Genomic DNA, 25,775 nt, shown 5'->3' with positions numbered 1-25,775 from the left:
CTACTATGATAACGAAAATATCCGCATTTATCAAGCCTTCGGCGATAAATGCGGATATCGGGATCGATTTTTAAGGGGTCACAGGGCGGCTTCCGGCTGAGCCTCGTCCTCTTCCATCAGCCGCAGACCGGCGGTATCGGTCACCGGTAGTGAGAACACGATGGCGCCCGCCTTGGGGTTTGCCCCCTCCATAATGGCCTTCATGATGGTGTTCTTCTGGCTGGTGCGGCTGACGATGAGCACCAGCTCCTTTTCGTTCACCAGTTCCACGCCCAGAAAGGCGGCTGCACCCTCCATGCCGGTGCCCTTTGCGTGGATCACCGTGCCGCCGCCTGCACCGGCGGTGCGGGCAGCATCCATAATGGAGCCGGTGTAGCCCTGATTTGCCACCACCAGCAGCAGTTCGTAGCGGGTATCCTTCAAGGTGCTCTCCTCCTTCCATGTAAGGGGCTGGTGCTCGGTAAGGAACATCAGCGCCCGTTTGCCGCCAATGCTGCTCAGCGGCACAATGAACGCAATGCCGGTGCCCGGCACATCGATCTGCATTTTGCGGCGCAGATCCTTCTGGATCTTCTGCCAGCTTTCTGCCGTTACCACAGCCAGCAGCACCGCCTTTTCGGTCTTTTCCAGCCCAAGGGTGGAAAGCGTCTCCTGCACCGCCGTGCCGGAGCCCACGGTGCGCATACTTACCGTTACGCCGTGGCTTTTGTACAGCTGCAAAAAGCCGTCGGTAGAGCGGCGGTCGGTGATGGTGATCATCAAAAACAAACTGCTCACGTTCTGCCTCCTTTACAGCTCGATAATGGCGTCATCCGGCAGGTCCGCAAACACGGTGGCAAGCACCGCAGCGGGCTGTGCCGTCCGTGCCTTGCGGGTGCGCAGCTGCGCCACCAACCCCATCATCTGCACGGTGATCAGCGGGGTCATGGCGACCATCGCCACCACGCCGAAAGCGTCGGTGACGATATTGCCGCCCACCGCCACGCAGGCACCCTGCGCCAGCGGCAGCAGGAAGGTAGCGGTCATGGGGCCGGAGGCCACACCGCCCGCGTCAAACGCGATGGCGGTAAACAGCTTGGGCACCACAAAGGAGATGCTGATGGCGAACACATAGCCCGGCACAAGGAACCACAGGATGGAGATGCCGGTCAGCACCCGCACCATGGCAAGCCCCACCGAGATGGACACGCCTGCGGAAAGCGCCAGACCCATGGCCTGCGCCGAGATAGCGCCGTCGGTCACCTCTTCCACCTGCTTGTTCAGCACATAGACCGCAGGCTCGGCCTTGACGATGAAGTAGCCGATGAGCATTCCGATGGGAATGATCACCCAGCGCATCCCGCCGCCTGTCAGCACCTGACCCAGATAGTTACCGGCGGGCATAAAGCCCACGTTTGCGCCGGTCAGAAAGAGCACAAGGCCGATATAGGTATACACAAGGCCCACGCCGATGCGCCCCAGCGTGCGGCGGTCCAGCCGCAGGGCAATGAGCTGAAATGCCCCGAACATCAGCACAATGGGCAGCAGCGAGCGGGCGATCTCGGCAAGATAGGTGGGCAGACCTTCCCGGAACAGCCGCCACAGCTCCACCGAGTCTGCCACCTCCGGCAGAACAGGCGGGATGTAGGTGCTGTCCGCTGCGCGGAACGCGATGCCCAGCGTCAGCACCGCCAGAATGGGGCCGATGGAGCACATGGCCACCAGACCAAAGCTGTCGTCTGCCGCATGGCGGTCACTGCGGATCGCAGAAACACCCACGCCCAGCGCCATGATAAAGGGCACAGTCATGGGGCCGGTGGTCACGCCGCCGGAGTCAAACGCCACGGCGAGAAACTCCTTGGGCACAAAGGCCGCCAGCAGAAAGATGAGCCCATAGAACAGCACCAGCAGCTTTGGCAGCGCAACGCCGATGAGCATACGCAGGAAGGCAAAGACCAGAAACAGGCCCACGCCCGCCGCCACCGAGAGGATCAGCGTGCCGCTGGGGATGGAGGGCACCTGATCTGCCAGCACCTGCAAGTCCGGCTCGGAGATCGTGATAAGGAAGCCCAGCAAAAAGCCGAGCACGAGAATGAGGGGCAGCTTGCGGCTGCGGGTGATGACTGCACCCACCCGCTCGCCCATGGGGGTCATGCTCATCTCTGCACCCAGAGTAAAGAACATGATGCCCACCACGATCATGGCAGCGCCCAGCAAAAAACACAGCAGGATGCTGGGCGATACCGGTGCTACCGAGAAGCAGAGCACCAGCACAATGGCCACAATGGGCAGCACCGCCTGCAGCGCCTCCAAAAGCTTTTCCCGCAGCTTGGGGAGCGATCGTCTGAGAATGATGTCCACCGCCTTTCGTCTGTATCCTGTTTGTACACTTTTGTGCAAGATATATTTATAGTATACGGATTCAGGGCTATGCCGTCAATCCGCAGAAGGAAAAAACTTGAGCATATTCCATAAATTGTAAAAATATATTACTCACCTTTATTTCCTTCCCCGTGAAAATGGAATACCGGAGCGTCCGCAGACGCTCCGGTATTCCGAACTTATAAATAATTTTTCCGCTGAATATGCGCAAAGCAAATGCGGAGCGCATTCCAAATCGTCCCGCTTTACGCCTTTTTCGGCTTCAGCCAGCCGTCCACGGCGGCTACCAGCGCCTTGCCCCGGCGGCCCAGCAGGCGGGGCAGCAGCACACGCGCCATGGCCCATACGCCCGCAAAGTTGTACAGGATGATAACCAGCGTGATCAGCCCTGTCCACAGTCCGTACAGCGGCGGCTCTGCCAACAGCACAAAGGCCTCAAACACCAGCACAGCGGCATTTGCCAGCACCCGCGCCGGGTGGACGCGCATCCCGATCATGCGGCGGGCGTCCACCGCACGCAGGGTGAACACCAGCGCAAGGCCAAGGAAGGACGCATAGGTCGCGCCCACGGGCCCCCACAGCTTGATGAAGAAATAGTTCATGATGCAGTTGCTGATGGCACCCGCCATCATGGTGACCATGCTGCGCTGCGACTTTTTGGTCACAACGTACACGCTGTTCATGAACTGGTTAAAGCAGCTGCAGGTGGAAGCCAGCACGAGGAAGGGCACAAAGTGCCATGCGTAGTAATAGTTGGACTTCATGACGTGCATCACCGGGCGGCACAGCCAGATAATGCCCGCCGCACAGCAGAACAGCACGCTGGAATAGGTGCGGAAGATCTTGGTAAAGAACCGGGCGCGCTCCTCCTCCTCGGTGACGGCGGAAAGCTGCCACGCATCGTAGAAGATCAGACCCAGCGTGGTCAGGATGGTGGGCAGGAAGTAGCCGGTGGAAAGCAGACCGCTCCATGCGTTGCCGGTGCGTCCGTCCAACCCTTCGCACATTTCGCGCACAAAGAACAGGTCAGAAGCATTGATGATCCAGAAGCTGATCTGTGCCGGGATCATGGGCAGCGAGAAGTTGAGCATCTGCCGCCACAGCTTTTTGTTGATGCCCTTCAGCTCCACATAGTTCCACAGCTTGCCGGTGAACAGCAAGAACAGCACGCTGGTCAGGTCACCGCTGATAATGGCCAGCAGGTAGCCATTGGCGCCCCACTTGAAGCCCACCAGATACAGCACATAAAACGCCATGGTCGCCACGGTGCACAGCACGCCGTCCACCGCCACCAGCTTATTCCACTGGCGGCTGCGCACGAACTGGGTGCACAGGGTGCGCAGACAGCTCATGAGCACATAAATGTAGATCAGCAGGCCGTACTGCGCCATATCCGGCAAAAACTGGGTGACCGGCCAGCACAACACCAGAATGCCAAAGCCGCCCAGAATGGTGAGCAGGCCATTGGTGAACACCTGTTTTTCGCTGTTGCCCTTGTCCAGACCAAAGCGGATGATGGCGTTGGACATGCCCATGGACACAAAGGGGATGAGCAGGTTGGCGTACTGGCTCAGGATCTTGGACAGACCCAGATCCGAGATCTCCGCCATGGCGTAGGTCAGAAAGGGCTGTACGATCAGGGTAAGCAGCTTGGACGAAAAGCTGGAGATTGCAAAGATCAAAGTATTGCCGGCAAGCTTGGAATATTTATCGCCGGTCTTTTTTTCGTTTTCCAAGGGAATTTCCCTCCGTTTTTACGATAGATTATCTTTTCAGCAGCTCCCGCCGGGCTTTCCAGTCCGGCAGCAGCTTTTCCACCTCTGCCCAGAAGGCCGGGCTGTGGTTCAACTGCAAAAAGTGGCAGTACTCGTGTACTACCACATAGATCTGCGCCGCAGGGGGCTGGTTATACAGCTGCAAGGCAAAGGTGATCTGCCGCTTAGCTGGGCAGCACACGCCCCAGCAGCTTGTCATGCTGCGCACCTTCAGGATGGGCTTCTGCCCGCCAAGCACCCCGGCAAAGGCCGGGTAGACCTTATCGCTCATGGCGGTAAAGTAGGCCAGCACCGTGGCCTTGTCCGGCAGGTCGGCGTTGTCCTTGTTGAGCTTCGTGATATTCTTCACCCGGGTATCCCGGATCCACTGGGCGTTTTGCAGCACAAAACGGTCAGCCTGCTCCAGACTGGCCGTCAAAGGGATGCTTACCATCACGGTGCCGTTGCTGCGCACCCGCAGATGCAGCTGCTTTACCTTTTTGCGCACCAGTTCGTACTGAATGCCCTCCACGCTGCGCAGCTGGGCGCACGGCTTTGCCGACATCTCAGGCCTTGCTCCGCATCAGGCGGCCAAGGGGCAGCTGCGCCAGCACCACGGCGGCAAACAGCAGCACGCAGCCGGTAGATTCCCGGAAGGAGAGGTTCTGGTGCAGCAGCAGCCAGCCGCCCAGGGCGCTGAATACGCTTTCCAAACACATGATCAGGCTGGCCACGGCGGGATTCAGGTCCCGCTGACCCAGAATCTGCAGGGTGTAGGCCACGCCGCTGGACATCACGCCGCAGTACAGGATAGGCCCGGCGTAGGTGACAAACTCTGCCATGGCAGGCTGCTCGAACAGCAGCGCCGCCACGGTGCTTTCCACCGACACCACAAAAAACTCCACAAGGCTCAGGCGCACGCCGTCCATCTGCGGGGAGAAATGATCCACCGCCATGATCTGGAAGCTGAACAGCACCGCGCACAAAAGCAGCAGCCAGTCGCTGCTCTGGATGCTGCCAAAGCCATCCTTCATGCACAGCAGATACAGCCCCACCACGGCAATGGCCATGCTCACCCACAGCTGCGCGCTGCCCTTGCGCCCCAGAAACAGGCCGAACACCGGCACCAGCACCACATACATGGCGGTCAGGAAGCCCGCCTTTGCGGTGGAGGGGTCCAGCGTGATACCCAGCTGCTGCGCCGCGCTTGCCAGAAACAGCAGCGTGCCGCACACAAGCCCGGCTTTCAGCAGCAGCTTGCGCTCTGCCGCCGTTTTGGGCTTGCCGTCCGGCCTGCCCTGCCGGTGGTGCAAGGCGTCAAACGCCTTGACCGTGGGGATCAGCACCAGAACCGCCATCCAGCTGCGCCCTGCCAGAAAGGAGAACGCGCCCATGCCGGAGCCGGCGCTCTGCGCCACAAAAGCTGTGCCCCAGATCAGGGCGCACAGCATCAGCAGCATTGAATTTTTCGTCTGGTTCGTCATCCGGCAATGCCCTCCACCTTCATCAGGCCGTACAGGTAGTACCGGCTGGAATCATACGAGATGGTCACGCGGTACTGCGCCGCCGGGTCCAGCCCGGAAATGGTGCAGCGGTAGTCGGTGCCATCGGTCTTGATATAGTAGGTGCTGTCCGGCACATACTCTGCGCCGCCGTCCACCTTTTTCCACAGTGCAACCTTGAACTTCTGGGTGCCCTCGGCGGTGCCGCAGGCCATAATGTTCAAACTGCCGCCCGGCACGGTAAAGTAGCCGGTGTTGCGGCTCCAGATGCCGTTGAACACTGCGTACAGGCAGCCGTCTGCGGTGGCGTTGGCATACTTTGCCGAGGCATCCGCAATGCCCTGAATGATCAGCGGGTCGGTGGTGGCTTCCGCCCAGCGGGTGGTGTCCTCCTCCTGCACTTCCTCGGAGTGGCCTGTCACCTTCTGCGCCACCTTTTTCAGGGTCTCCTTGCAGCCGGTCAGGCTAAGCACCATCACCGCCGCCAGCAGCAATGCCAAAAGCTGTTTTTTCATCTTCATAGCTTTCCTCATAGAAACAAAGAAACTTTTCTTTTTCGTGCGTCTCTGCCAACGGACAGATACAGGGTAAGTATACCGCATTTTGCCGCTCTGCACAAGATACCTGTATTTATTTTGTGCGGTTTGCCGCCTGTTTCTGCACAATTTTCACGTATTCAGCGCCCGCAGCGCTGCGCACTCGGCCTCGGCCAGCGCGGGTGCCTCCGCCCCGAACAGACTGCCGTAGCGGTACAGTGCCCAGCCGCCCGCCGCCTGCTGCCGTAAGTCCTTTACCTGCGCCGCCAGCGCACTGCCGGTGCTCCAGCCGGATACGCTGTCCGGGTTCGCGCCGCCGTCCCCGGTGCCCACCCGGTACGCGCCCAGCCCAAAGTACAGCGCCACATCCCCCGCCCGGGGGTAGGCAAGCCACGCCGGGACGATGTTTTCAAAGGCAAAGCGGGTGCTTCCGGATTGCAAGGTAAAGCCGTAGCCCCAGTACACCTGCGGGCAGAGGTAGTCGATGACCTTTTCTTCCCCGCCCGCCGCCAGCCATGCGGTCACATCGCTGTACTGCTGGTCAAGGTCGTTGTCCGGGTTGCCCTGCGGACTGATGCCGAACCGCAAGGTGGGGTCTGCCGCCTTTACGGTGCGGTACACTTTCGCCACCAGCGCGGTAACATTTTGCCGCCGCCACGCGGCAAGGTCGGCTGCGCCGCTTGCCGCAAACTGCGCCGCGTCCACGGCGGCATCGGTGGTGGGGTAAAAGTAATCGTCAAAGTGGATGCCGTCCACCGGGTAGTTCTGCACAAGCTCTGCCACCCCCTGCACCACATAGTCTGCGGCGGCAGGCACAGCGGGGTTCAGGTACAGCCCCTCCCCGGCGGTGCACAGCCAGTCCGGGTGGGTGTTTGCCAGATTATTCTCTGCCAGATTCGGCGGCATCGCCGCCGAGGAGCGCAGGCGGTAGGGGTTGACCCACGCTTCCACCCCGATGCCCCGGCGGTGCGCCTCGGTCAGAAAGACATCCAGCGGGTCAAAGCCGGGGTCCTTGCCCTGCACCCCGGTGCACAGATGGCTCCACGGGAACAAACTGCTGCGGTACAGTGCATCCCCGAAGGGGCGCACCTGTGCCAGTACGGTGTTCAGCCCCAGCCCGGCGCAGTTGTCCAGCAGCTGCGCCGCCCCGGCGCGGAAGGTGTCCGCGGTGGAAAAATCCAGCAGCGCCCAGTCCAGATAGCTCACCCACACCGCCCGCCACTCCCCGGCGGGCAGGGCGGGGTTGGGTGCCGTGGGCGTATCCTGCCCGGAGGCGGCAGTGTGGTCTGCATCGCTTTTCTGCCGCAGGCACCATCCCGCCGCAGCACAGGCGGCAACACCCGCCCCGGTCAGAAAGGCCCGGCGGCCAAAGCGGCGTTTTGCCTTGGCTTTAGACGTCCTGCGGCGCTGGGTCACAGGGTCTCCTCCTGTGTCTTATACAGGGTAAGCCCCGCCCAGCCCCGGGCGCAGGTCAGCAGCACGAACATGATATTCGTCCAGAAGGCAAGGCCGCTCATGCCCGCGTACTTGGTCAGCATCCAGAACACCAGCCGCAGCACCTCGGCGGCGCTCACCAGCTGCAACTGCCGCTGGATGGGCTTGCCGCGCTCGTACTCGGTGGCAAGCAGCGCAGGCCACACCAGCGCCGAGCAGATATCCCCCGCCCAGCCGCTGGCACCCAGCTTGCTGAGCATCAGCACCACGAACACGCCGGTGTAGTTGCGCTTTTCCCTTGCCGGTGCACCCTTCTGCGCCGCCAGAAACAGCACCGCGATGCCGGTAAGGCAGAATACGATCATTTCCAGCCCGGAAAAATCCATTCCGCCCAGCACGGCAAAGCCGCCCAGCATGGACACTGCCGCCGCAGCCAGCAAAAAGAAATACCAGGTCTTGCGTGTAAATTTAAGCTTCATGAAGCCCTCCCCCGGGCGTTTGCGCCCGGCTTGCAGAAAAATTTAAAAAAGAATTGTAAATATTATAGCACAAACCCCCGCAGGTTGTGTTACAATAAGGAAAACTCTTTTGGGGAGGGTCTTTCCATGAACGCTGTCGTTTCCGTCTGTCTTTTGGCCTGTGCGCTGGGCATCATCGTGTACCTGCTCTCCCGGCGGGAGACAACCCGCCGCAGCCAGTACGGCCCCGCCGGCCTGTCCGAGTTCCGCACCGGCCTTGCGCTGGACGAGTGCTTTGACCGTCTGGACTCCCGCAGCGACACCGACCTCTTTGCCTACGAGTGCCGCCGGGAGAACGACGGCAGCTTTCTGCTGCACCTGACGCTGCACCAGCCCAGCCAGCAGCCGCTGGACACTTTGTACACCCTGCGGCTGGACCCCGGCCGCCAGACTGTGGTAACTTTGATCTTTATCCGGGAGGCTTTTGGCTACAAGGAGCCGCTGTTCCCGCCCGCCATGCTGGACGAATTTATGCTGCAAAAGCTGGATGCCCACCGCACCAAATGATTTTTGCGGAAAATGCTTTCCTTTTTGCGCGGTTTTTGTTATACTAGTGCGTGTTGCAGCAATGCAGCACCCCTGCGGGCCAGTAGCTCAGCTGGTCAGAGCTGGCGGCTCATAACCGCTTGGTCGCGGGTTCAAGTCCTGCCTGGCCCATACGAAAAAAGACACCCTTTCGGGTGTCTTTTTTGTATTTCAAGGGCTTTTATTCCCCATCCTCTGCGGGCAGCTGGTTCCACAGGCGGGGTACATATCACAGAGCACATGATACGCTGGCCGTTTTTGCTTGCCCCCATTGCGGCAGATCCTGCTTTCTGCCGCAAATTGCATCAGATCCCGCCGTTTGCTCAATGAGTATTTCCCGCCGTCCCGTTATACTGGGAGGGAAATGGAATTAAACGATGGAGGAACAGACCATGAAATACGGTGTCATCGATGTGGGTGGCGGCCTGCGGGGCATTTACGGCGCTGGCGTGCTGGACCGCTGCCTGGAGGAGGACCTCCGCTTCGATCTCTGCATCGGCGTTTCGGCGGGCAGCGCCAATATGGCGTCCTATCTGGCAGGCCAGCATGGGCGGAACAAGCCCTTTTACGATGAATACTCCTTCCGCAGGGAGTACATGAGCGTGCACAACCTCATCCGCAAGCACTCCTATCTCGATCTGGGCTATGTCTACGGCACCCTCAGCAATGCAGGCGGCGAGAATCCGCTGGATTACGCGGCGCTTGCCCGTAGCCCGGCAGAGCTCTGCGTGGTGGCCGCTAATGCACAGAACGGCGAGGCGCAGTATTTCACCAAGGCAGACTTCCACCCGGACGACTACCGCATCCTCATGGCGTCCTGCTGCATCCCGGTCATCGACCAGCCCTGCGTCATCGACGGCGTGCCTTATTTTGATGGCGGTCTGGCCGACCCCGTCCCGCTGGAATGGGCCTTTGCCCACGGCTGCGACCGGGTGGCTCTCATCCTGACCAAGCCCATCGGGCTGGTGAGTAGTGATGCCCGGGACAAGCATCTGGCACACCTGCTGCAGTCGCATTACCCCGCTGCAGCCGAGGGGCTGCGCCGCCGGGCATGGCGGTACAACACGGCTGTCCAGCGGGCGCGGGAGCTGGAGCGACAGGGCCTTGTCTGCATCATCGCCCCGGACAGCACCGAGGGAATGTCCACCCTGACCAAGAACCGCGCCGGCCTTGAAAAAATGTACGCCAAAGGCAAACAGGACGCCGAAGCGCTGGTGCGGTGGATGCAAAACACCAAACAAGATGAATCGGTGGGCACCTAGAGATGAAACCCGTTCACTTCCCTTGACAAGAGACAAAAAGACACCCTTTCGGGTGTCTTTTTTGTATTTCAGGCGCTTTTACTCCCCATCCTCTGCGGGCAGCTGGTTCCACAGGCGGTAGTAGACGCCCTGCTTTTCCAGCAGCTGGGCATGGGTACCCTCTTCCACGATGCCCTCCTCGCCCAGCACAAGGATACGGTCGTAGTCCTTGATGGTGGTCAGACGGTGGGCGATGGTCAGGGTGGTGCGGCCATGAGCCAGCTTTTCAAGGCTCTGTCCCACAAGGATCTCGCTCTCGTTGTCCAGTGCGCTGGTGGCTTCGTCCAGAATCAGGATGGGCGGGTTCTTCAGGAATACCCGGGCAATGGCGATGCGCTGCTTCTGTCCGCCGGACAGCTTGACGCCGCGCTCGCCCACATAGGTGTCGTAGCCGTCCTTCAGCGCAAGGATGAACTTTTCCGCGCCCGCCAGCCGGGCGGCGGCTTCGATCTCCTGCCGGGTGGCGCCGGGCTTGCCGTAGGCGATGTTCTGCGCCACCGTGCCACTGAACAGGTACACGTCCTGCTGCACGATGCCGATATCCTGCCGCAGGCTCTTCAGGGTGACCCGGCGGATATCCTGTCCGTCAATGAGGATGCGGCCGCTGGTCACCTCGTAAAAGCGGGGGATCAGGTTGCACAGGGTGGTCTTGCCGCCGCCGGAGGCACCCACCAGCGCCAGACGCTCTCCGGCGCGGATGTCCAAGCTGACGTCGTGCAGCACCTTGTTGTGGTCGTCCGGGTACTCAAAGCATACCTTCTCGAATCGGATCTCGCCGGGGCCGGGCTGCAATGGCACGGCGTCCGGGGCGTCCTTGATGGCCACCGGGGTGTCCATGATCTCGGCAAAGCGCTCGATGCCGGTCATGCCGCGCTGGAACTGCTCGGCAAACTCCACGATGCGCCGGATGGTGGCGATGAGGGTGGTGACGTAGAGCATATAGGCCACAAGGTCGCCGGCGGTGATCTTGCCGTACACCAGCGACAGCCCGCCCGCCAGAATGACCACCAGATACATCAACCCGTCAAACAGGCGGGTGGAGGTGTTGAAGGCGCCCATGGCGTAGTAGCCAAGGGTCTTGATCTGCTCAAAGGCGCGGTTGCCCTTGGCGAACTTTTCCCGCTCCTCGTCCTCGGCGGCAAAGGCCTTGACCACGCCCTGTCCCAGCAGACTGTCCTCGATGGTGGAGTTCAGCTCGCCGATCTGGACGCGCTGCTGGCGGAAGCGTGCCCGCAGACGTCCGTTCAGGTACACCGACACCACACCCATCAGCGGCACACAGGCAAACACTGCCAAGGTCAGCGGGATGCTGGCGCGGCACAGGATGACAAAGGACGCCACGATCTTGATGCCCGCGATGAAAAACTCCTCCGGGCAGTGGTGGGCGAACTCGGTCACATCAAACAAATCGTTGGTGATGCGCCCCATGATGGTGCCCACCTTGGTGTTGTTGTAGTAGGTGTGATCCAGCTGCAAAAGATGGTCAAAGGCATCGCGGCGCATATCCGTTTCAATATGCACGCCCATGATATGACCGATGCTGGACATATAGTAGCTGGCTGCGCCGTCGATAATGCGCAGCACAAAGTAGAGCGCCGCCAGCTTCAGCACGATGCCCGCCGTCAGGGTGATGCCCACCCCCATGGCGGAGTTGGTGATGGTGCTCATGATCTTGGGCAGCACGATATCGCACAGGGTGGTCAGTGCTGCGCAGAACAGGTCAAGGCACAGCACCATCTTATAGTTTGCCAGATACGGCAGAAAACGCCGGATCAGCGCACCGCTGCTTGCGTGGTGCGCCCCGGGGTCGTTGGTCTTAGTTTTCGGCATGGTTCCTCCGTTTTTATCGTTACTTTTTACTGTAATCCCGCTCACCGTAGATGGCGGTGCCAATGCGCACAAGGGTAGCGCCCTCGCGGATGGCGTTCTCAAAATCGCCGCTCATGCCCATGGAAAGGGTCTGCATCTCCACGTTGTGGTAGCCGCGCTCCCCTGCCCGGACGAACAGCTGATACACCTGCGCCAGATACCGGCGGTTCTGGGCATCGTCATCGTTCACAGGCGGGATGGCCATCAGACCCTTGACCCGGATATGCTCCTGTGCAGCGGCGGTATCCAGCAGCGGCCAGAGCAATTCCGGCGCGGCACCGGTCTTGCTCTCTTCCCCGCCGATGTTCACTTCCAGCAAAATGTCCTGCACGATACCGGCCTTGGCGGCTTCCTTCTCGATGGCAAGCAGCAAGTGCTCGCTGTCCACGCTTTGGATCAGGCTTGCCCGCCCCAGCACCTTTTTGATCTTATTGGTCTGCAAGTGGCCGATAAAATGGCTGGGCTTACCGCAGTAAGCTCCGGCATCGTAGTTTGCGCACAGCTCCTGCACATGGTTTTCGCCAAACACATCAATGGGCAAACCCGCACTGGCTGCAATGGTCTGCGCCGTGCGGGTCTTGCAGGCGGCGCACAGCTGCACCGCTGCCGGGTCGCGCCCGGCTTCCCGGGCGGCTGCGGCCATCTTTTCCCGGATCTCGGCCACGGCCTGCCGCATCTCTTCCAACGTTTTTTCTGCCATCTGGCTCAATCCTCCTCGGTATAGCGGGCACGCTCGCCGCCGATCAGCTTCGGGCGGGTGTAGGCACACAGAATGTTTGCTTCACCGATCTTATTAAGGCTCAGCCGCACCGGCACTGCCACCCGCTTCAGATGCATCCCGATCAGGGTGCCGCCGATATCCATGCCCGCGTTGGCGCGGATCTCCTCCACCGCCACCGGGTCTTTGAAGTTTTTCCAGCAGGTAGTGGCCCAGCTGCCGCCCGCATGGGGACGGGGCACGACGCACACTTCCTCCCAGCCGTATTTTTCTGCGGCTTCCCGCTCAAGGATAAGGGCGCGGTTCAGGTGCTCGCAGCACTGGGCTGCCAGCCAGATGCCTTTTTCCGCCAGCACCGGCGCAGCGCCCGCGTACAGCGCCCGGGCGGCTTCTATGCTGGAATCCTTGCCGATGTGACCGCCCACCATCTCACTGGAAGAGCAGCCCACCACGAGCACATCTCCCTTTTTCAGCTTTGCCGCAGCCACCAGCTCGGTCATAGCCTGCCGTGCCTCGGCCTCAATCTGTTTTGCAAATGCTTCGGTCATACAAAAACACCTCACTTATCGGTTTGCAGCCAGCAGACTGTCTGCCCCTGCTGCACCGAAATATACTTTACTTTCCACCGGACACACCGCCGCGCAGCTGTCCTGTGCAAGGCCGGTAAAGGTCTGCTCCCAAGTCCCTGTGGCAAGGCTTACCGCCTCGGCGCAGGGGGCATCTGCGGTGCACCGGAACAGCCGCTCCTGCGTATTCTGCCCCGCCCGCAGGGCAATGCCCCGCAGCAGGGTGCTGTCCGCGTTCTTTTCCAGCCAGTTGCTGCGCGCCCAGCGGTAGCTGATGTACAGCGTGCCGTCCGTGTCCACAGCCAGCGCTCCGGGATAGCCCGGCAGACCGGCAAAGGCAGCGGTGCAGCCCCGTCCCCCGGCGGTCAGTTCCCGGGCAGCGGCATCCACCGCCCAGATGCAGCGGCTGCCAAGGTCGGAGACATACAGGGTGCTGCCGTCCGGGCTGAGCGCCAGACCGGCAGCGCCTGCCACCCCGCCCAGCACCTTTTCCACCGTGCGGGCGGCGGGATCGTACACATACACGCAGCCGGTGGCGGTGTGCGCCAGCAGCTCGGTGCGCAGGGCGCTTTCCAGCCCGTTCTCCGCGCCTGCCGCCGCTGCCACAGCAAAGTACACCTTACCCGCCGGGCTTACCTCCACGGCAGATACCGCCCCCAGCGGCGCACCGTCCAGCTGGGTGACCACCTGCTCCACCGCTGCGCCCCAGCTGTCGTGCTTAGCGCGGCACAAGGTGCCCCCGGCGGTGGTCAGCTGGGTCAGCCACACATCCCCGGCGGCATCAAAGGCAAAGCCGGTCAGCTCGCCCTCCACGCTCAGGATGGCGGCAGCGTGCCCGCCATCGGTGCGCACAAGATCGCTGGTGCGCTTTTTCAATGCAGCACCGTTCCACGCAGCGGCATACAAAAGGCCGTCCTTGGCGCGGATGCAGTCCACGCCCTGATACTCCCCCAGCTCCAGCTGGGTCTTGCGGTCGGTGGAAACGGCCGTCTGCATCGCGCCCGTCTCCTGCCGGAGGTCGGGGGCTTTATAGATCTGCGGCGGGGTGTCGATGGGGCGGAAGCCCAGCGCGTACACCAGCACCAGCAGGATGCCCACCCCGAACACGGTGCTGGCGGTGCGGAACCGCTTGAGCATGGCGTCCCGTTCTGCGGCCATCTGGGCGGCATACTCTGCCCGGCGGCGCGCCGCCATGGCGTTGGCGCGGTTGGCGCGGCGCATCCACCGGTCCACGAACAAAGCCACCCGCGGCCCTACCGTGAGGGACGCAATGGCCAGTATGAGCAAAAATTCGATCAGTCCGATTCGCATAAGCGCTTTTCCTTATCTCCGAAAAACCTGCGGACAGCGCACTGTCCTTTATCGCTAAAGTATAGCATTCCTGCGCAAAAAGGGCAAGCGGGACAAAAAAGAACTGCCGCACAGCATCGTGCAGCAGCTCCTCTAAGAACAACGATTTCAAATGGCCTCCGCGTTGCTCTGGCCATGCGCAGCGGAATGATTTTTTTAAATTTGAGTGTTCATCGCGGCCTGCGGGCCGCGATGAACACATTTTTACGAGAAGGGGATTCTCATCTTATCTCGATTGGCCGGGTGGTCTGCTCCCCGCTGCGGGTCACGAGGGAACCGGCGGGCACCTCGCCCCGGATAACGCAGCCCGCGCCGATGACGCAGTTGTCCCCGATGTCCGTGCCCTTGAGCAGCACCACGTCTGAGGCGATCCAGCAGCTGCGCCCCACAGTGATGCAGCCCGCCGTGCATTCCCGGCTGACCCCTTCCTCCCGGCTGAAGCGGTGGTTGTTATCAAAGATCTTCACCCCGGGGCCGAAAAGGGTGTTTTCGCCGATGGTTATCTTTCCAAGGCAGCTGATGACCGCGCCGTCGTTGAAGTAGACCCCGCTGCCGATGTTCAGCTGGCTGGAATATCCGGTGGTGATGGACATCCGCCCGTCGCTCTCCACCCGGTCGCCCAGCGTCACCCGGGAGCCGCTGTTCAGCCGCAGCCGGAGTTCCCTGTCCAGCAGGATGCTGCTGCCAAATTGCAGTCCCCGGCAGCCGAACCATTTTTTCCATTGCAGGCGGCAGCGGTTATGCAGGCTGCGCCGTTTTTCCCGCAGCCAGCGGGGCGAACACTGCCGCAGCCACATACACCAGCGCCCGACTTTGGTGCACTTGAAGCGCTTGCGCCAGCGGTTTGCCTTATCGCCGCTTTGCCAGCTGCCACTGTAATAGTGGATGCCGAAGGTGCGCGGTGTCCGGTGCATCCGCTCGGTCACATAATCAAAGGGGGAAAAGCAGTCGGTGGGCAGCACCAGAAAGCCGTCCAGTTCCTGCTGCTCGTCTTTCTGCTGCAAACCGGCCTTGGTAAACAGCGGGGTATCCCGCTGGGTGCAGGTGCGCAAATCCGGCTCGCCGGTCTCCTGAACAAAGGCGGCATTGCGGTAGGCCGCCAGCATTTTGCCGATCATCTCGCAGCCCGGTTCTGCGCCTACGCCGGAGCCGGTATTCACCAGCAGCGTGCGGCCGTAGGGCGAGGGCGCACTGTGCTCCATGCCGATAAAGCCCTTGTGCTCCAGCAGTTCGTCCAGCGGGCGCACCAGCTCCACGTCCGTGTCCAGATAGATGCCGCCGTACTCATACAGCACTGCCAGCCGCACATAGTCCGATACAAAGGCATATTTTTTTGCCTCGTAGGCCTGCTGTGCGTAGCGGTTTTGGCTGATCTCAAAGTTCTGCTCGTTCCATTCGATGATCTTGTAATCCGGGCAGTATTTTTTCCAGCTTTCGATACATTTACGGCTCTCCGGGCTGATGGGCCCGCCGCCGAACCAGCAGTAATGGATGATCTTGGGGATGCTCATGATCACTTCTCCTTTTTCATCGCAAATACCCCAGTCTTTACGACTTTATTTTACAAAAACGCCCGTTTTCTTGTCAAGTTCCCCAGTGCCTTTTTCTGCGCTTTCCCGCAAAAAGATTGCCGCCCCGCCGCCCTGTGTGGTATACTGGGTGCAGACGGCTTTGTTTTTCCAAACCATTCACTTAAAATTCACAGCTTTTTCCAATTCTTGCATTAAAATAGAGCTGTATACTGATATATGATAGGGAGGAGTCCTGTTTTATGGCAAAGATCCTGATCGTTGACGATGAGCCCCGCATCCGGGAGCTGATCCACGAGCATCTGCAATATTCCGGGTATATCTGCGAGGAAGCCGGGGACGGCTCTGCGGCGCTGGCACAGCTGTCCGGCGGCGGGTTTGATCTGGTGATCTTAGACCTGATGATGCCCTTTATGGACGGCATGACCTGCCTGCGGGAGATGCGTGCCCGCCACATCAACACCCCGGTCATCATCCTGACCGCCCGGGGCGAGGAATACGATAAGCTTGCCGGGCTGGAAAGCGGCGCGGACGACTATGTGGTAAAGCCCTTCTCCCCCCGGGAGCTTGTGGCGCGGGTGCGCGCAGTGCTGAACCGCACCATGCCCCGCCCCACCGAGGCCGCCGACACCATGACCTTTGGTGAATTGACCATCGACACCGCCAGCCATACCGTGCGGGTGTCCGGCGAGGAAGTCGCCCTGACCCCCAAGGAGTTTGACCTGCTGGTATTTCTGGCCTCCAACAAAGGCATTGCCCTGAGCCGGGAAAAGATTTTGCAGAAGGTGTGGAACTACGACTACTTCGGCGAGGACCGCACCGTGGACACCCATGTGAAGATGCTGCGCGGCCATCTGGGCAAATGCCGCAGCTACATTGCTACGGTATGGGGCATCGGCTATAAGTTCGACCCCGATGCCGCCCGTTGACTGAAGGAGCGTGCGGAGCATGCGGCAAACCACCAAAGCACGGCATACCCTTGGCATCCGCGGACAGCTGATGTGGTTTTTGTGCTTCATCTGCCTGTTTCTGCTGGGGTTGTTCTGGCTGCTGTCCACCCAGCTGCTGGAGCCTTTGTACACCAAACACATCGAGACCCAGCTTACCAATCAGGCCGACAGCATCGTGGAGCGGCTGGACGATGCCATTGCCGAGGGCAAGGTGCTGTCCAGCTGGTCTTTTGGGCAGCTTGCGGTCAACAGTGATTTTTTTGATAAGCTCACGCTGGAACTGTACACCAAAGGCTCTTTGAACAGTTTCTGCGTGGATATCTCGGACACCACCCTGCACACCATTTATAAGATCGAGAACCAGTCCTTCTGCAACCTGCACGGCACCTATCTTTCAGACTCTGCCAACAACGATAAGATCATTGCCACTGCCCTTGCCATGCGCCGCAAGTGCCGCAGCGTGGGCAGCTTTGTGCAGACGCTCAACCCGCCCCGGCTCTCCGGCTCGGCGCAGCTATTGGTAGGGCGCATTACCGCCGACGGCAGCTATACCGTGCTGGTGACCACCAGCCTTGTGCACGTTACCGAGGCCGGCAAGGTGCTCAGCACCCTGCTGCCGCTGGCGGCGGCGCTGATCTTCGGCTTTGCCATGTCGGCGGCGTGGCTGTTCAGCGAGTGGTTCACAAAGCCGCTGCGCCAGCTTTCCAGCGCCGCACGGCAGATGGCGCTGGGCAACTACGCCGTGCAGGTGGACAACCGCCGCAACGACGAGCTGGGCGACCTTGCCCGGGACTTTAACCACATGGCCGAGGAGGTGCAGCACGCGGTGCAGATGCAGCGCGATCTGCTGGCCAACGTCTCCCACGACCTGCGCACCCCGCTGACCCTCATCAAGGGCTACGCCGAGACGGTGCGCGATCTGACCGGCGACGATAAAGCCCACCGGGACGAGCAGATGAACATCATCGTGGACGAGGCCGACCGCCTGACCGCGCTGGTCTCCAGCGTGATGGAGCTGAGCAAGGTGACCAGCGGCACCTATAAGTGTGAGCGGGTGCACTTTGACATGGGGCAGCTGTGCGACGAGGTGAGCGAGCGCTACGACGCCATCTGCGCCCAGAACGGCTGGCAGCTGCAGCTGGAACTGCCGGAGGAGGAACTGCCGGTCTACGCCGACCCGGACATGATGCAGCGCGCGCTGCACAATTTGCTGGGCAACGCCATGCACCACATCGGCCAGGACGGCATTTTTATCCTGCGCGCCTTCCGCTGCTCTGAGGGCGTGCGGGTAGAGGTGGAGGATCATGGCCCGGGCATTGCCGCCGCCGACCTGCCCTATATCTTTGACCGGTACTACCGCTCCCGCTCGGACGCGGGCAAGCAGGGCACCGGTCTGGGGCTTTCCATCACCAAAGCCATCTTCCAGCAGCACAGCTTCCGCTTCGGCGTACAAAGCACCGTAGGCAAGGGCACCACCTTCTGGTTCGTCATGAGTGACCTGCCCTATGTGGACGACTTTGAGGGCAAGTGAACGCCCCCTGTAACACAGAAAAAGCACCGACAGTTTTCCAACTCTTCCAATCGGGAAACTGCCGGTGCTTTATTATGTTCCGCTCTCTGCTGTATGGTAGATGCCAAAGGTGTTGTCCGGGGCGGGCATCTCCACGCGGGAGGCGCGGTCGTTCACCGCCCACATCATGGCACCCATGGCACCCAGCACCACCAGAATGATGAGCCATTTTACTGCATTGGGTAATTTTTTCATTCCGTTATCCTTTCCGTAGTCTCCATGCGGCACTTCTGCCGGGCAGCGCGCAGCAGCGCAGCGGCCTCGGCAGCCGAAAGCGCCTGCACCCACCCGGGGCGCTCTCCTGCGCCTGCGCCGGTGCTGCCTGCCTCAGCAAAGCCGGCCAGCGCCGTGTCGGTGCGGTCGTTCCAGCCGGCAAAACCCTCCGGCGCAATGTGCGCCCCAAGGCGGCAGTCCAGCACCGCCGTTTTACCGGTAGGCCGCCACGGTCTGCCCAGATACACGCTGCCCGCCGGGCAGTCCGAGACAAAATCGCAGTCCCAGAACACAAAGCCCAGCCCATCCGCCGCACCGGAGGGTGCGGTGACCCAGCTGTGCGCAAGGCCGTTATCCACCGTGCGCAGGGTGCAGTGCTCAAACAGGGCGTCTGCCCCGCCAAAGATAAAATCAATGTCCCCGGCAATTTCGCAGGCGTGGTAATACTGTGCGCTTGCCCGGCGGGGTGCCAGCCCGCGCGGGCCCAGAAAGCCGTCCTTCTCCCGCTCTTTCTCCGGCAGAGGGGCGCAGAACAAAGTATCCTGATTGCCCAGCAGCCGCACACGGTCAAACGCCGCCCGGGCGCTGTCCACATAGGCTGCGATGGCCTGCCCGGCCTTTGCGCCGGGGCCTGCGTCGTTCTCGATGGTCATATCCTCCACCCGCAGCTTTTCGCCGCTGAAAAAGGCGGTATAGCTGCGGAAGGTGTGGGTGGGGCGCCCGTCCGGGTGCGGCAGCTTGCCGCCGTCGTTCCATACCAGCCGGGTGGCATCCATGCCCGCGCCCGCAAGGGTGATATCCTTTTTCTCACAAACCAGCTTTTCCCGGTAAATACCCGGCGCGATGCGGATGACCGCAGGGCAGTCGTAGGGCACTGCCAGCACCGCCTCGGAAATGGTGGTAAACTGTCCGCTGCCGTCGGGTGCAACATTGATGGTAAGCATAAGCCGCCTCCTGCGCCCGGCACTGCCGGGCTGAAAAATATGCTTCCAGTATACCCCTCCTTCCCGCAAATTGCAACGGAAGCCTTTCGTTATGCCACAAACTTTCCCGCCAGCACAAAAGCCTTCACCCCTTGGGGACAGATTTTCCCCGACCGGGGGAAGCCTTTAAGCGGAGAATTGCTCATGATATGCAACGCCTGTTATCCGCTCTTTTCCAGCCGGAGCACGGCGGCGGTGATATCATCCGGGCGGCCGGTCTTTTGCGCGCGGATGCGGGCGGTCTGTACCAGCGTCTCCGCCAGCTTTTCCGGTGCGTCTCCTGCCGCCGCCGAAAGCTCCACCTGCTTCGCCACCCAGCCCGCGCCATCCACCAGCAAGCCGTCCGATACCAGTACCGCGTAGTCCCCGGCGGTCAGGTGCACCACCCGGCTCTGCCCGTTCACCCCGCCCAGCACTCCCATGGGCAGGGTGGCTTCGCCCACAGCCCGCACCCGCCCGCCGTGCACCAGAAACCCCGGGGCGGCACCGGCCTTGAACAGCCGCGCCGTGCCGGTGTATAAGTCCACGCTGATCAGGTCCAGCGTTGCGCCGCTCTCGTCCTCGCTTTTCAGGGCCAGCGCCACGTTCACCAGCCGCGCCGCCAGCTCGGCGGTAAAGCCCGCCTTGAGCAGCCGGGCGGTCAGCTCTGCCGCCAGATTGCCGTCCACCGCCGCCGGGCGTCCGGTACCCATGCCGTCACATAGGATCATCTGCGCCGCCGTAGGGCTGCAAAACTGCTGCACTGCATCGCCGGATACCTCACCCCGGGCGGCAGCGCTTGCCGCCCCGAACACCGCCCGCAGCGCCGGTCTTTCGCTGAACAGCAGGGTGGTCATGCCCTTGCAGGAGAGCACCTGCGGCACCTCCAGCGTGCGGCGGCAGATATGCCCCACCTCCCCCGCCAGCGCCGCCAGCTCCTGCGGGGTGAACCGGGTGCGCGGCAGGGTGACGGCGGCATGGGTGCGGCCAAGGTCGTCCAGCGTGACGGCGCACTCCTGCGGCGGCGCACCCAGCCCGGTGAAGAACTCCGCCACCCGGCTGGATTTATAGGGCTCGGGGTCGCCGGGACGTCCCAGCTGCTCGCTGAGCACCCCAAGTGCCTCGGCTACGGCGCTGTACTGCTCGGTCAGGGCGGTGCGCATGGCCTCGGAATGGATGCGCGCTTCCTTGCGGCTGCGGTACAGCGCAAAGCTGCGCCCCGCCGCCGCACACAGCGCCGCCGGGTGGATGCAGCGGGACAATTCCCCGGGCAACTGTGCCGCTTCCACGCTTCCATTCTGTTCCAGCAGCGGACGCAGCGCTTCCATGCCCGCCATGGTGGCGGTGTATTCCTGCTTCCAGCAGGTCTCCCGCCGCCCGCAGTTAAAACAAAGAGTATCATGTACATTGTCTATGACCCAGCGGAAACCTTCCCGCCGCCGGGGCAAGCCCTCGTAGACCGCGTTCACCGTCTCCGCCAGCGAGGAAAGGCTCTGTGCCACGGCTTCCAGCCGGGTGGACGCCGCCGCACTGCGGGCGGGCGCGGGAGCGTTTTCCCCGCTCTGCGGGGTGTCTGCTGCCGGGGCAAGCCAGCCGCCGGGCAGCAGACAGACCACCGCCATGCCGCCGCAGGCGCTGAACAGCAGCCCAAAGGCGTTTCCGGGCGGCTGTACGCAGAGTACCCCGGACACGCACCCGCCCGCGTAGGCGGCAAGGGTTTCCATCCGCCGTCCGGGTGCCAGCACCGCCGCCGCTGCCGTGGCACAGCCAAGCCCCGCTGCCGCCGGGGCAAGGGCAGGGTCTGCGGCGCAGAGAGCTGCCCCCAGTACCGCGCTGCCGCTCAGGGCGGCAAACTTCTGTGCCCGGCAGCACAGCGCCAGCTCTGCGGCGGCACACGCCAATACCCCGGGCGAAAACCACCCCCACCGCACACTGCCCAGCGCCGCCGCCACAGCTGCGCCCACCAGCAGCGTGCCCATGCCCGGGCGCTCCGGGGCGAATCTACGCAGTCCGAAGCCGATGCCCGCCGCAAGCAATGCGTCTGCCGCACTGTACAACAAAAGGTCTGCCCCGCCGCTGCTGCCCAGCGCAAAGCACAGCGCCATACCGGTCAATGTACCGCAGCCCGCCAGCGCGGCGGGGACAAACTTTTGCGGCAGCAGCCAGCGGGCTGCCACGGCAGCGCCCAGCGCACACAGCTGACACAGGCTGCGCAGCGAAAGCGCCCCCAGCCCATGGAGCAGCAGCCCCAGCGCCGCCCCTGCCGCACAGGGCGCAAAGCAATCCTCTGCCAGCCCAAGGGTCAGCCCCAGCCCAAAGGGCATCAGCGCCCCGTACAGCACCGCCCAGCCGCCGGCAAAGCCGATGCCCACCGCTGCCAGCCGCCGCGCCGCCGGGCGCAGCATCGCCCGTGCCGCCAAGGGCGAAGGCTGCAAGCACCGCCCGTCCGAAGATAAAACACTCATCCGCTCTGTCATAAAAATCCCCCGCTTTCCGGCGGGGAATTTTGTTCTGTTCCCCGCACTGTCTGCATATACTGTAACGCGGGGCAGCGGCAGTTTTTGGCGCGGTGCATAGAACCGCCCCAAACCCGCCCAAAGACGCAAAAAAGCCCTGCGGCCGTCATTTTGCCGCAGGGCTTTGGGGGTATTTTCAACTGTTCAGCAGAAATAGCGGATCTCGCCAAAAAAGGCTGTCCATTTTTCGATCACTTCCCCGCTGCGCGCTTCAATAACTGCCATAATGTTGCGCAGCACCCGGGGCGGGATCTGAGAGTTATTATTGCACAGGTAGCAGCCACCCGCCTTGGTGATCCAGATCTTGGTGGCGTTGCTGTTGGGTGCCCCCTGTGCAACGTGCACATGGATTGGCTCCAGCGGTTCGTTCTCATTGGCCCAGAAGTAGACCCAGTAGGAGCCAACCTTAAAAACCTGCGGCATTTTCCACGCCTCCTTCTTGGGAGAACTGCAAGATCAGATGCGCGGTGGACTCCACGATTTTCTGATACCGCGCGATCTCCTCCGGCGTGAAACCGTGCACCTCCTGCCAGTCATAGCCCGGCAGCCAGCACACTGCTGAGTGGAAACAATCTTCTGCATCCGGTTTTTCAAGGTACACCTTCACCCGGCCATCGGGCTTCATCTCGGAATGCACGATTTCGGTATCGTCGTCCAATGTCATAAACGGGTACATCATAGGTTCCACCTCCCAGATCACTGTACTTATATCACTTAACCGTTCAGCTTTGCAATGGCATCCTGCACGCGCTGCAGGGTCTTTTCGCGGCCCATCATGCAGGCAAGGTCGGTGCCGCCGCCGGGGGTGCGCTGCTTGCCGGACAGGGCAATGCCCAGCGGGTAGAGCAGCCAGCCGTTCTTTTTGCCCAGCTCCTCTGCCTTTGCCTTGCAGGCATCAAACACGGCATCGCGGTTTGCAAAATCCAGCGCCTCGTCGCTCAGCACCGGCAGCAGGGCTTCCAGTGCTTCTTTTGCAGTCTCCGGGGTGGTCTTTTGCTTTTTGTTGGCGTACAGGCTCACGTCGTACTCCGGCATGGCGTCAAAGAAATCCAGCTGCTCGGGGATCTCGCCCAGCACCTCGCACCGGGGCTGCAGGTTTGCGCACAGCAGCTTTTTGTCGATGGCGCTGTGCACGGCGCTGTCGATCCACGGCTCGGCCTTTTTCTGGAATTCCTCGGGGCTGAGGCGGCGGATATACTCCGCATTGATGGCGCGCAGCTTGAGGGGGTCGAAGATGGCGGGGGACTTGGAGATGCCCTCCGGGGACCAGATCTTGACCAGCTCCGGCAGGGAGAAGATCTCCTGCTCGGCGTACTCGCCGCGGGGGCTCCAGCCCAGCAGGCAGATATAGTTCAGCACTGCCTCGGTCAGGTAGCCCTTTGCTACCAGATCCTGATAGCTTGCATCGCCGTTGCGCTTGGACAGCTTGTTCTGGGCGTCCTTCATCACCGGCGGGCAGTGGATATAGGTGGGGATGTCCCAGCCAAAGGCCTGATACAGCAGGTTATACTTGGGGGTGGAGGACAGATACTCGCTGCCGCGGATGACGTGGGTAATGCCCATCAGGTGGTCGTCCACCACGTTGGCAAAGTTGTAGGTGGGCATCCCATCGGTCTTGATGAGGATCTGGTCGTCCATCTCGCTGTTGTTCACCTCGATGTGGCCGTACACCACATCGTCAAAGCCGGTCACGCCCTCGCGGGGGATCTTCTGGCGGATGACGTAAGGCTCGCCTGCGGCAAGGCGCTTTTCCACTTCCTCCTTGGGCAGCTCGCGGCAGCAGCCGTCGTAGTGGGTCATCTCACCGGCAGCGCGCTGCTCGGCGTGCAGGGCTTCCAGACGCTCCTCGGTGCAGAAGCAGTAATAGGCCTTGCCCTCTGCCACCAGCTGCTCGGCGTACTGCTTGAACATGCCCATGCGCTCGCTCTGCACATAGGGGCCCACGGGGCCGCCGATATCCGGGCCCTCGTCCCACAGAAGGCCGGTCTCCCGCAGGGTATTGTAGATGACATCCACAGCGCCCTCCACATAGCGGCCCTGATCGGTGTCCTCGATGCGCAGGATGAAGGTGCCATCCTCGTGCTTGGCCATCAGGTAGGTGTACAGGGCGGTACGCAGGTTGCCAACGTGCATATAACCCGTGGGCGAGGGTGCAAAACGGGTGCGGACTTTATTGCTCGGCATAGAAAAACGCTCCTTTATTCTCATGCAAAAAATTTGCGGATAGCTATGTTTTATTGTACTTATTCTGCGCAGATTTGTCAATGCGGGATAATATCATGCACCCATGCAAAAGGGGCTGCTGCATCAAATGCTGTGCAGCAGCCCCTTTTTATAATATTATTCTCCGTCCTTCGGGTCATCCAGATGCTCGCGCCGTTTGCGTGTCAATACGGCGCACAGCTGCAGCAATGCAAAGCACAGGATGCCGGTAAAAACACCGGCAAAAGCGGCACCGACCCAGTATCCACGGGAAAAACCGCAGATCAGCGTAACCGCCACCGCAGCCACCAGAGACCACACGGCATTGGCCGGGGGCGTATCCAAAAAGTGGCGATCCCACAGACCATTGCGCAGACACGCGACAACCGTATAGATACAGCCGATCATGAATACGACCCACTCTCCGGCGGCCTTGTCCGCAGCCCCGAACACCGTCTGCACGATCCACGCCGCCAGAAGGCTGCCCCACAGCAGCCAGAAGCCATGGCTTTCAATTTTGCGCATGGTCTGCTCCTGCATCTCGTCTAACTGGTTTTTCTTGCTGTATAGTGAAAATTTCATAGTTCATTCCTCCCAGAACAGTTCATCCAATGTCTTATCCAGAATTTTACAGATACTGCGGCAAAGGTTGATGGTGGGGTTGTACTCCCCTTTTTCAATGGCATTGATAGTCTGGCGCGAAACCCCTGCCGCCTCGGCAAGCGCGCCTTGCGTCATGTCCTTTTCCGCACGAGCGGCCTTTAATTTCAGGTTCTTCGGCATTGATACGCTCCTTTCCTGCCGGGTCGGCATTTGTTTTATCCTCTGGACATATAGTAGCATTTACCATTCTAAATGACAAGTATATATTACAAAAAGCTTTCATGACCAGACAAAAAGCACCCCGGCTGTTAGCTGGGTGTTCGTAAAACAGTTTTCGAGAAATGACATGGCAACTGCCTGTCAGGATTGGTTACGAGTACCCGGCTAGGCCGAGGAAGCATCAAGTCCCATGTCCGCACCGTTAAGGTGTTGGGCATGGGGCTTTTTGCATATCGGGATTCTGTACACCTCTATCAAGGTGTAACACACTAGACTTTGTACCAAAGTCGTGTGCCAAGGGTGCTGCGCCCTCTTTGGAATCCCTGCTCACATCGCCTGTGGGCGATGTGGATTCGCCGCACAGAAGAGCTCCACAAAAGTGCACCCCGGCTGTTTGCGGCGAGGAAAAGGCGCTTCTGCGGAAGTGTAATAACCCACTATGACACTTTCATCCCTGCGGTCTGCAAAGTGTAGTGGGCTCTCCGAGGGGGAAACGGCTGTATAGGGTGCGCTTCGGGCAAATCGCTGCGTACGTGCGTACCAATCTCTCGTACGCACGTACGCAGTAAAACGGCTA

At 61.1% G+C, this 25,775-nt stretch carries 25 protein-coding genes and 1 tRNA gene; 5 read left to right on the top strand and 21 right to left on the bottom strand.

The window, feature by feature from the left end; all coding sequences use genetic code 11:
* Positions 1-78 precede the first annotated feature (78 nt).
* The 8 genes from C7J97_RS08075 to C7J97_RS08035 form a co-directional block, all read right to left on the bottom strand.
* Positions 79-759, bottom strand: coding sequence for a P-II family nitrogen regulator (locus C7J97_RS08075; RefSeq protein ID WP_154252122.1), 681 nt, complete (start codon positions 757-759; stop codon positions 79-81).
* 30 nt (positions 760-789) lie between these two features.
* Positions 790-2,340, bottom strand: a complete 1,551-nt coding sequence (locus C7J97_RS08070; RefSeq protein WP_113992661.1) for a DUF1538 domain-containing protein — start codon at positions 2,338-2,340, stop codon at positions 790-792.
* A gap of 266 nt (positions 2,341-2,606) precedes the next feature.
* On the bottom strand, positions 2,607-4,097 hold the full coding sequence (locus C7J97_RS08060) for a lipopolysaccharide biosynthesis protein (protein ID WP_097785318.1): 1,491 nt from the start codon (positions 4,095-4,097) through the stop codon (positions 2,607-2,609).
* Between the two features lie 28 nt (positions 4,098-4,125).
* Positions 4,126-4,680 carry a M48 family metallopeptidase gene (locus C7J97_RS08055; RefSeq protein WP_113992663.1) on the bottom strand — a complete coding sequence of 185 codons (555 nt, stop codon included), beginning with the start codon at positions 4,678-4,680 and terminating at the stop codon, positions 4,126-4,128.
* A 1-nt stretch (position 4,681) separates the two neighbouring features.
* Complete coding sequence (locus tag C7J97_RS08050) at positions 4,682-5,599, bottom strand: DMT family transporter (RefSeq protein ID WP_113992664.1); 918 nt, start codon at positions 5,597-5,599, stop codon at positions 4,682-4,684.
* On the bottom strand, positions 5,596-6,138 hold the full coding sequence (locus C7J97_RS08045) for a hypothetical protein (protein ID WP_242983471.1): 543 nt from the start codon (positions 6,136-6,138) through the stop codon (positions 5,596-5,598). The genes C7J97_RS08050 and C7J97_RS08045 overlap by 4 nt, the downstream gene beginning before the upstream one ends.
* 147 nt (positions 6,139-6,285) lie before the next feature.
* Positions 6,286-7,569 carry a glycoside hydrolase family 10-like protein gene (locus tag C7J97_RS08040; RefSeq protein ID WP_113992666.1) on the bottom strand — a complete coding sequence of 428 codons (1,284 nt, stop codon included), beginning with the start codon at positions 7,567-7,569 and terminating at the stop codon, positions 6,286-6,288.
* Complete coding sequence (locus tag C7J97_RS08035) at positions 7,566-8,066, bottom strand: hypothetical protein (protein ID WP_005921918.1); 501 nt, start codon at positions 8,064-8,066, stop codon at positions 7,566-7,568. Before C7J97_RS08035 ends, C7J97_RS08040 begins: the two co-directional genes overlap by 4 nt.
* A 126-nt stretch (positions 8,067-8,192) precedes the next feature.
* Here C7J97_RS08035 and C7J97_RS08030 point away from each other — a divergent pair, with 126 nt between their 5' ends.
* From C7J97_RS08030 to C7J97_RS08020, 3 genes are all read left to right on the top strand, one after another.
* On the top strand, positions 8,193-8,612 hold the full coding sequence (locus tag C7J97_RS08030; protein WP_005921920.1) for a hypothetical protein: 420 nt from the start codon (positions 8,193-8,195) through the stop codon (positions 8,610-8,612).
* A gap of 76 nt (positions 8,613-8,688) precedes the next feature.
* A tRNA-Ile gene (locus tag C7J97_RS08025) sits at positions 8,689-8,762 on the top strand.
* Between the two features lie 260 nt (positions 8,763-9,022).
* Complete coding sequence (locus C7J97_RS08020; RefSeq protein WP_242983470.1) at positions 9,023-9,892, top strand: patatin family protein; 870 nt, start codon at positions 9,023-9,025, stop codon at positions 9,890-9,892.
* Between the two features lie 78 nt (positions 9,893-9,970).
* On the opposite strand, the gene C7J97_RS08015 is transcribed toward C7J97_RS08020, so the two are convergent.
* The 5 genes from C7J97_RS08015 to C7J97_RS07995 all read right to left on the bottom strand — a co-directional run bounded on the left by C7J97_RS08015 (position 9,971) and on the right by C7J97_RS07995 (position 15,945).
* Positions 9,971-11,761, bottom strand: coding sequence for an ABC transporter ATP-binding protein (locus C7J97_RS08015; RefSeq protein WP_113992668.1), 1,791 nt, complete (start codon positions 11,759-11,761; stop codon positions 9,971-9,973).
* Between the two features lie 19 nt (positions 11,762-11,780).
* Positions 11,781-12,500 (bottom strand): YggS family pyridoxal phosphate-dependent enzyme, encoded by a 720-nt coding sequence (locus tag C7J97_RS08010; RefSeq protein WP_113992669.1) that lies wholly within the window; start codon positions 12,498-12,500, stop codon positions 11,781-11,783.
* 5 nt (positions 12,501-12,505) lie between these two features.
* A complete protein-coding gene (locus C7J97_RS08005) occupies positions 12,506-13,066 on the bottom strand; it encodes a TIGR01440 family protein (protein ID WP_113992670.1) in 561 nt (186 codons plus the stop codon).
* Between the two features lie 15 nt (positions 13,067-13,081).
* Entirely contained in the window at positions 13,082-14,395 is a 1,314-nt protein-coding gene (locus tag C7J97_RS08000; protein WP_113992671.1) for an SMP-30/gluconolactonase/LRE family protein, read from the bottom strand.
* Positions 14,396-14,655: 260 nt separating this feature from the next.
* Complete coding sequence (locus C7J97_RS07995; protein WP_113992672.1) at positions 14,656-15,945, bottom strand: glycosyltransferase; 1,290 nt, start codon at positions 15,943-15,945, stop codon at positions 14,656-14,658.
* A gap of 260 nt (positions 15,946-16,205) precedes the next feature.
* On the opposite strand from C7J97_RS07995, the gene C7J97_RS07990 reads away from it, so the two are divergent.
* Positions 16,206-16,892 (top strand): response regulator transcription factor, encoded by a 687-nt coding sequence (locus C7J97_RS07990; protein ID WP_055186656.1) that lies wholly within the window; start codon positions 16,206-16,208, stop codon positions 16,890-16,892.
* A 19-nt stretch (positions 16,893-16,911) separates the two neighbouring features.
* Positions 16,912-18,444, top strand: a complete 1,533-nt coding sequence (locus tag C7J97_RS07985; RefSeq protein WP_005921943.1) for a sensor histidine kinase — start codon at positions 16,912-16,914, stop codon at positions 18,442-18,444.
* Positions 18,445-18,516: 72 nt separating this feature from the next.
* On the opposite strand, the gene C7J97_RS15000 is transcribed toward C7J97_RS07985, so the two are convergent.
* The 8 genes from C7J97_RS15000 to C7J97_RS07945 form a co-directional block, all read right to left on the bottom strand.
* The gene (locus tag C7J97_RS15000) at positions 18,517-18,678 is read right to left on the bottom strand and encodes a hypothetical protein (RefSeq protein ID WP_005921947.1); all 162 of its coding nucleotides are present in this window, start codon (positions 18,676-18,678) and stop codon (positions 18,517-18,519) included.
* Entirely contained in the window at positions 18,675-19,640 is a 966-nt protein-coding gene (locus C7J97_RS07980) for a pectinesterase family protein (RefSeq protein ID WP_113992673.1), read from the bottom strand. Before C7J97_RS07980 ends, C7J97_RS15000 begins: the two co-directional genes overlap by 4 nt.
* A gap of 200 nt (positions 19,641-19,840) precedes the next feature.
* Positions 19,841-22,123 carry a serine/threonine-protein phosphatase gene (locus tag C7J97_RS07975; RefSeq protein WP_242983469.1) on the bottom strand — a complete coding sequence of 761 codons (2,283 nt, stop codon included), beginning with the start codon at positions 22,121-22,123 and terminating at the stop codon, positions 19,841-19,843.
* A gap of 195 nt (positions 22,124-22,318) precedes the next feature.
* Positions 22,319-22,597: a DUF4160 domain-containing protein gene (locus tag C7J97_RS07965; protein ID WP_005921956.1), complete on the bottom strand. Its 279-nt coding sequence runs from the start codon at positions 22,595-22,597 to the stop codon at positions 22,319-22,321.
* Positions 22,581-22,853 carry a hypothetical protein gene (locus tag C7J97_RS07960; RefSeq protein ID WP_005921958.1) on the bottom strand — a complete coding sequence of 91 codons (273 nt, stop codon included), beginning with the start codon at positions 22,851-22,853 and terminating at the stop codon, positions 22,581-22,583. Before C7J97_RS07960 ends, C7J97_RS07965 begins: the two co-directional genes overlap by 17 nt.
* A gap of 35 nt (positions 22,854-22,888) precedes the next feature.
* The gene (gene gltX / locus C7J97_RS07955) at positions 22,889-24,358 is read right to left on the bottom strand and encodes a glutamate--tRNA ligase (protein ID WP_015537235.1); all 1,470 of its coding nucleotides are present in this window, start codon (positions 24,356-24,358) and stop codon (positions 22,889-22,891) included.
* Positions 24,359-24,514: 156 nt separating this feature from the next.
* Positions 24,515-24,958, bottom strand: a complete 444-nt coding sequence (locus tag C7J97_RS07950; RefSeq protein WP_113992675.1) for a DUF6773 family protein — start codon at positions 24,956-24,958, stop codon at positions 24,515-24,517.
* 3 nt (positions 24,959-24,961) lie between these two features.
* A complete protein-coding gene (locus C7J97_RS07945; RefSeq protein WP_015537233.1) occupies positions 24,962-25,159 on the bottom strand; it encodes a helix-turn-helix transcriptional regulator in 198 nt (65 codons plus the stop codon).
* Positions 25,160-25,775 lie beyond the last annotated feature (616 nt).

The organism is Faecalibacterium prausnitzii (assembly GCF_003324185.1).
Taxonomy (GTDB): Bacteria; Bacillota; Clostridia; order Oscillospirales; family Ruminococcaceae; genus Faecalibacterium; species Faecalibacterium prausnitzii.
The sequence above is the reverse complement of the archived record's forward strand: the minus strand, read 5'-3'. Positions and strand labels throughout refer to the sequence as shown.

Coding starts and splice junctions, on each gene's coding strand:
- C7J97_RS07945 (WP_015537233.1), bottom strand. CDS start 25,159: ATGCCGAAGAACCTGAAATTAAAGGCCGCTCGTGCGGAAAAGGACATG.
- C7J97_RS08055 (WP_113992663.1), bottom strand. CDS start 4,680: ATGTCGGCAAAGCCGTGCGCCCAGCTGCGCAGCGTGGAGGGCATTCAG.
- C7J97_RS08050 (WP_113992664.1), bottom strand. CDS start 5,599: ATGACGAACCAGACGAAAAATTCAATGCTGCTGATGCTGTGCGCCCTG.
- C7J97_RS08030 (WP_005921920.1), top strand. CDS start 8,193: ATGAACGCTGTCGTTTCCGTCTGTCTTTTGGCCTGTGCGCTGGGCATC.
- C7J97_RS07950 (WP_113992675.1), bottom strand. CDS start 24,958: ATGAAATTTTCACTATACAGCAAGAAAAACCAGTTAGACGAGATGCAG.
- C7J97_RS07995 (WP_113992672.1), bottom strand. CDS start 15,945: ATGAGCATCCCCAAGATCATCCATTACTGCTGGTTCGGCGGCGGGCCC.
- C7J97_RS07960 (WP_005921958.1), bottom strand. CDS start 22,853: ATGATGTACCCGTTTATGACATTGGACGACGATACCGAAATCGTGCAT.
- C7J97_RS07980 (WP_113992673.1), bottom strand. CDS start 19,640: ATGCTTACCATCAATGTTGCACCCGACGGCAGCGGACAGTTTACCACC.
- C7J97_RS07985 (WP_005921943.1), top strand. CDS start 16,912: ATGCGGCAAACCACCAAAGCACGGCATACCCTTGGCATCCGCGGACAG.
- C7J97_RS07990 (WP_055186656.1), top strand. CDS start 16,206: ATGGCAAAGATCCTGATCGTTGACGATGAGCCCCGCATCCGGGAGCTG.
- C7J97_RS08015 (WP_113992668.1), bottom strand. CDS start 11,761: ATGCCGAAAACTAAGACCAACGACCCCGGGGCGCACCACGCAAGCAGC.
- C7J97_RS08005 (WP_113992670.1), bottom strand. CDS start 13,066: ATGACCGAAGCATTTGCAAAACAGATTGAGGCCGAGGCACGGCAGGCT.
- C7J97_RS08045 (WP_242983471.1), bottom strand. CDS start 6,138: ATGAAGATGAAAAAACAGCTTTTGGCATTGCTGCTGGCGGCGGTGATG.
- C7J97_RS08035 (WP_005921918.1), bottom strand. CDS start 8,066: ATGAAGCTTAAATTTACACGCAAGACCTGGTATTTCTTTTTGCTGGCT.
- C7J97_RS08075 (WP_154252122.1), bottom strand. CDS start 759: ATGATCACCATCACCGACCGCCGCTCTACCGACGGCTTTTTGCAGCTG.
- C7J97_RS15000 (WP_005921947.1), bottom strand. CDS start 18,678: ATGAAAAAATTACCCAATGCAGTAAAATGGCTCATCATTCTGGTGGTG.
- C7J97_RS08010 (WP_113992669.1), bottom strand. CDS start 12,500: ATGGCAGAAAAAACGTTGGAAGAGATGCGGCAGGCCGTGGCCGAGATC.
- C7J97_RS08020 (WP_242983470.1), top strand. CDS start 9,023: ATGAAATACGGTGTCATCGATGTGGGTGGCGGCCTGCGGGGCATTTAC.
- C7J97_RS07965 (WP_005921956.1), bottom strand. CDS start 22,597: ATGCCGCAGGTTTTTAAGGTTGGCTCCTACTGGGTCTACTTCTGGGCC.
- C7J97_RS07975 (WP_242983469.1), bottom strand. CDS start 22,123: ATGAGTGTTTTATCTTCGGACGGGCGGTGCTTGCAGCCTTCGCCCTTG.
- C7J97_RS08000 (WP_113992671.1), bottom strand. CDS start 14,395: ATGCGAATCGGACTGATCGAATTTTTGCTCATACTGGCCATTGCGTCC.
- gltX (WP_015537235.1), bottom strand. CDS start 24,358: ATGCCGAGCAATAAAGTCCGCACCCGTTTTGCACCCTCGCCCACGGGT.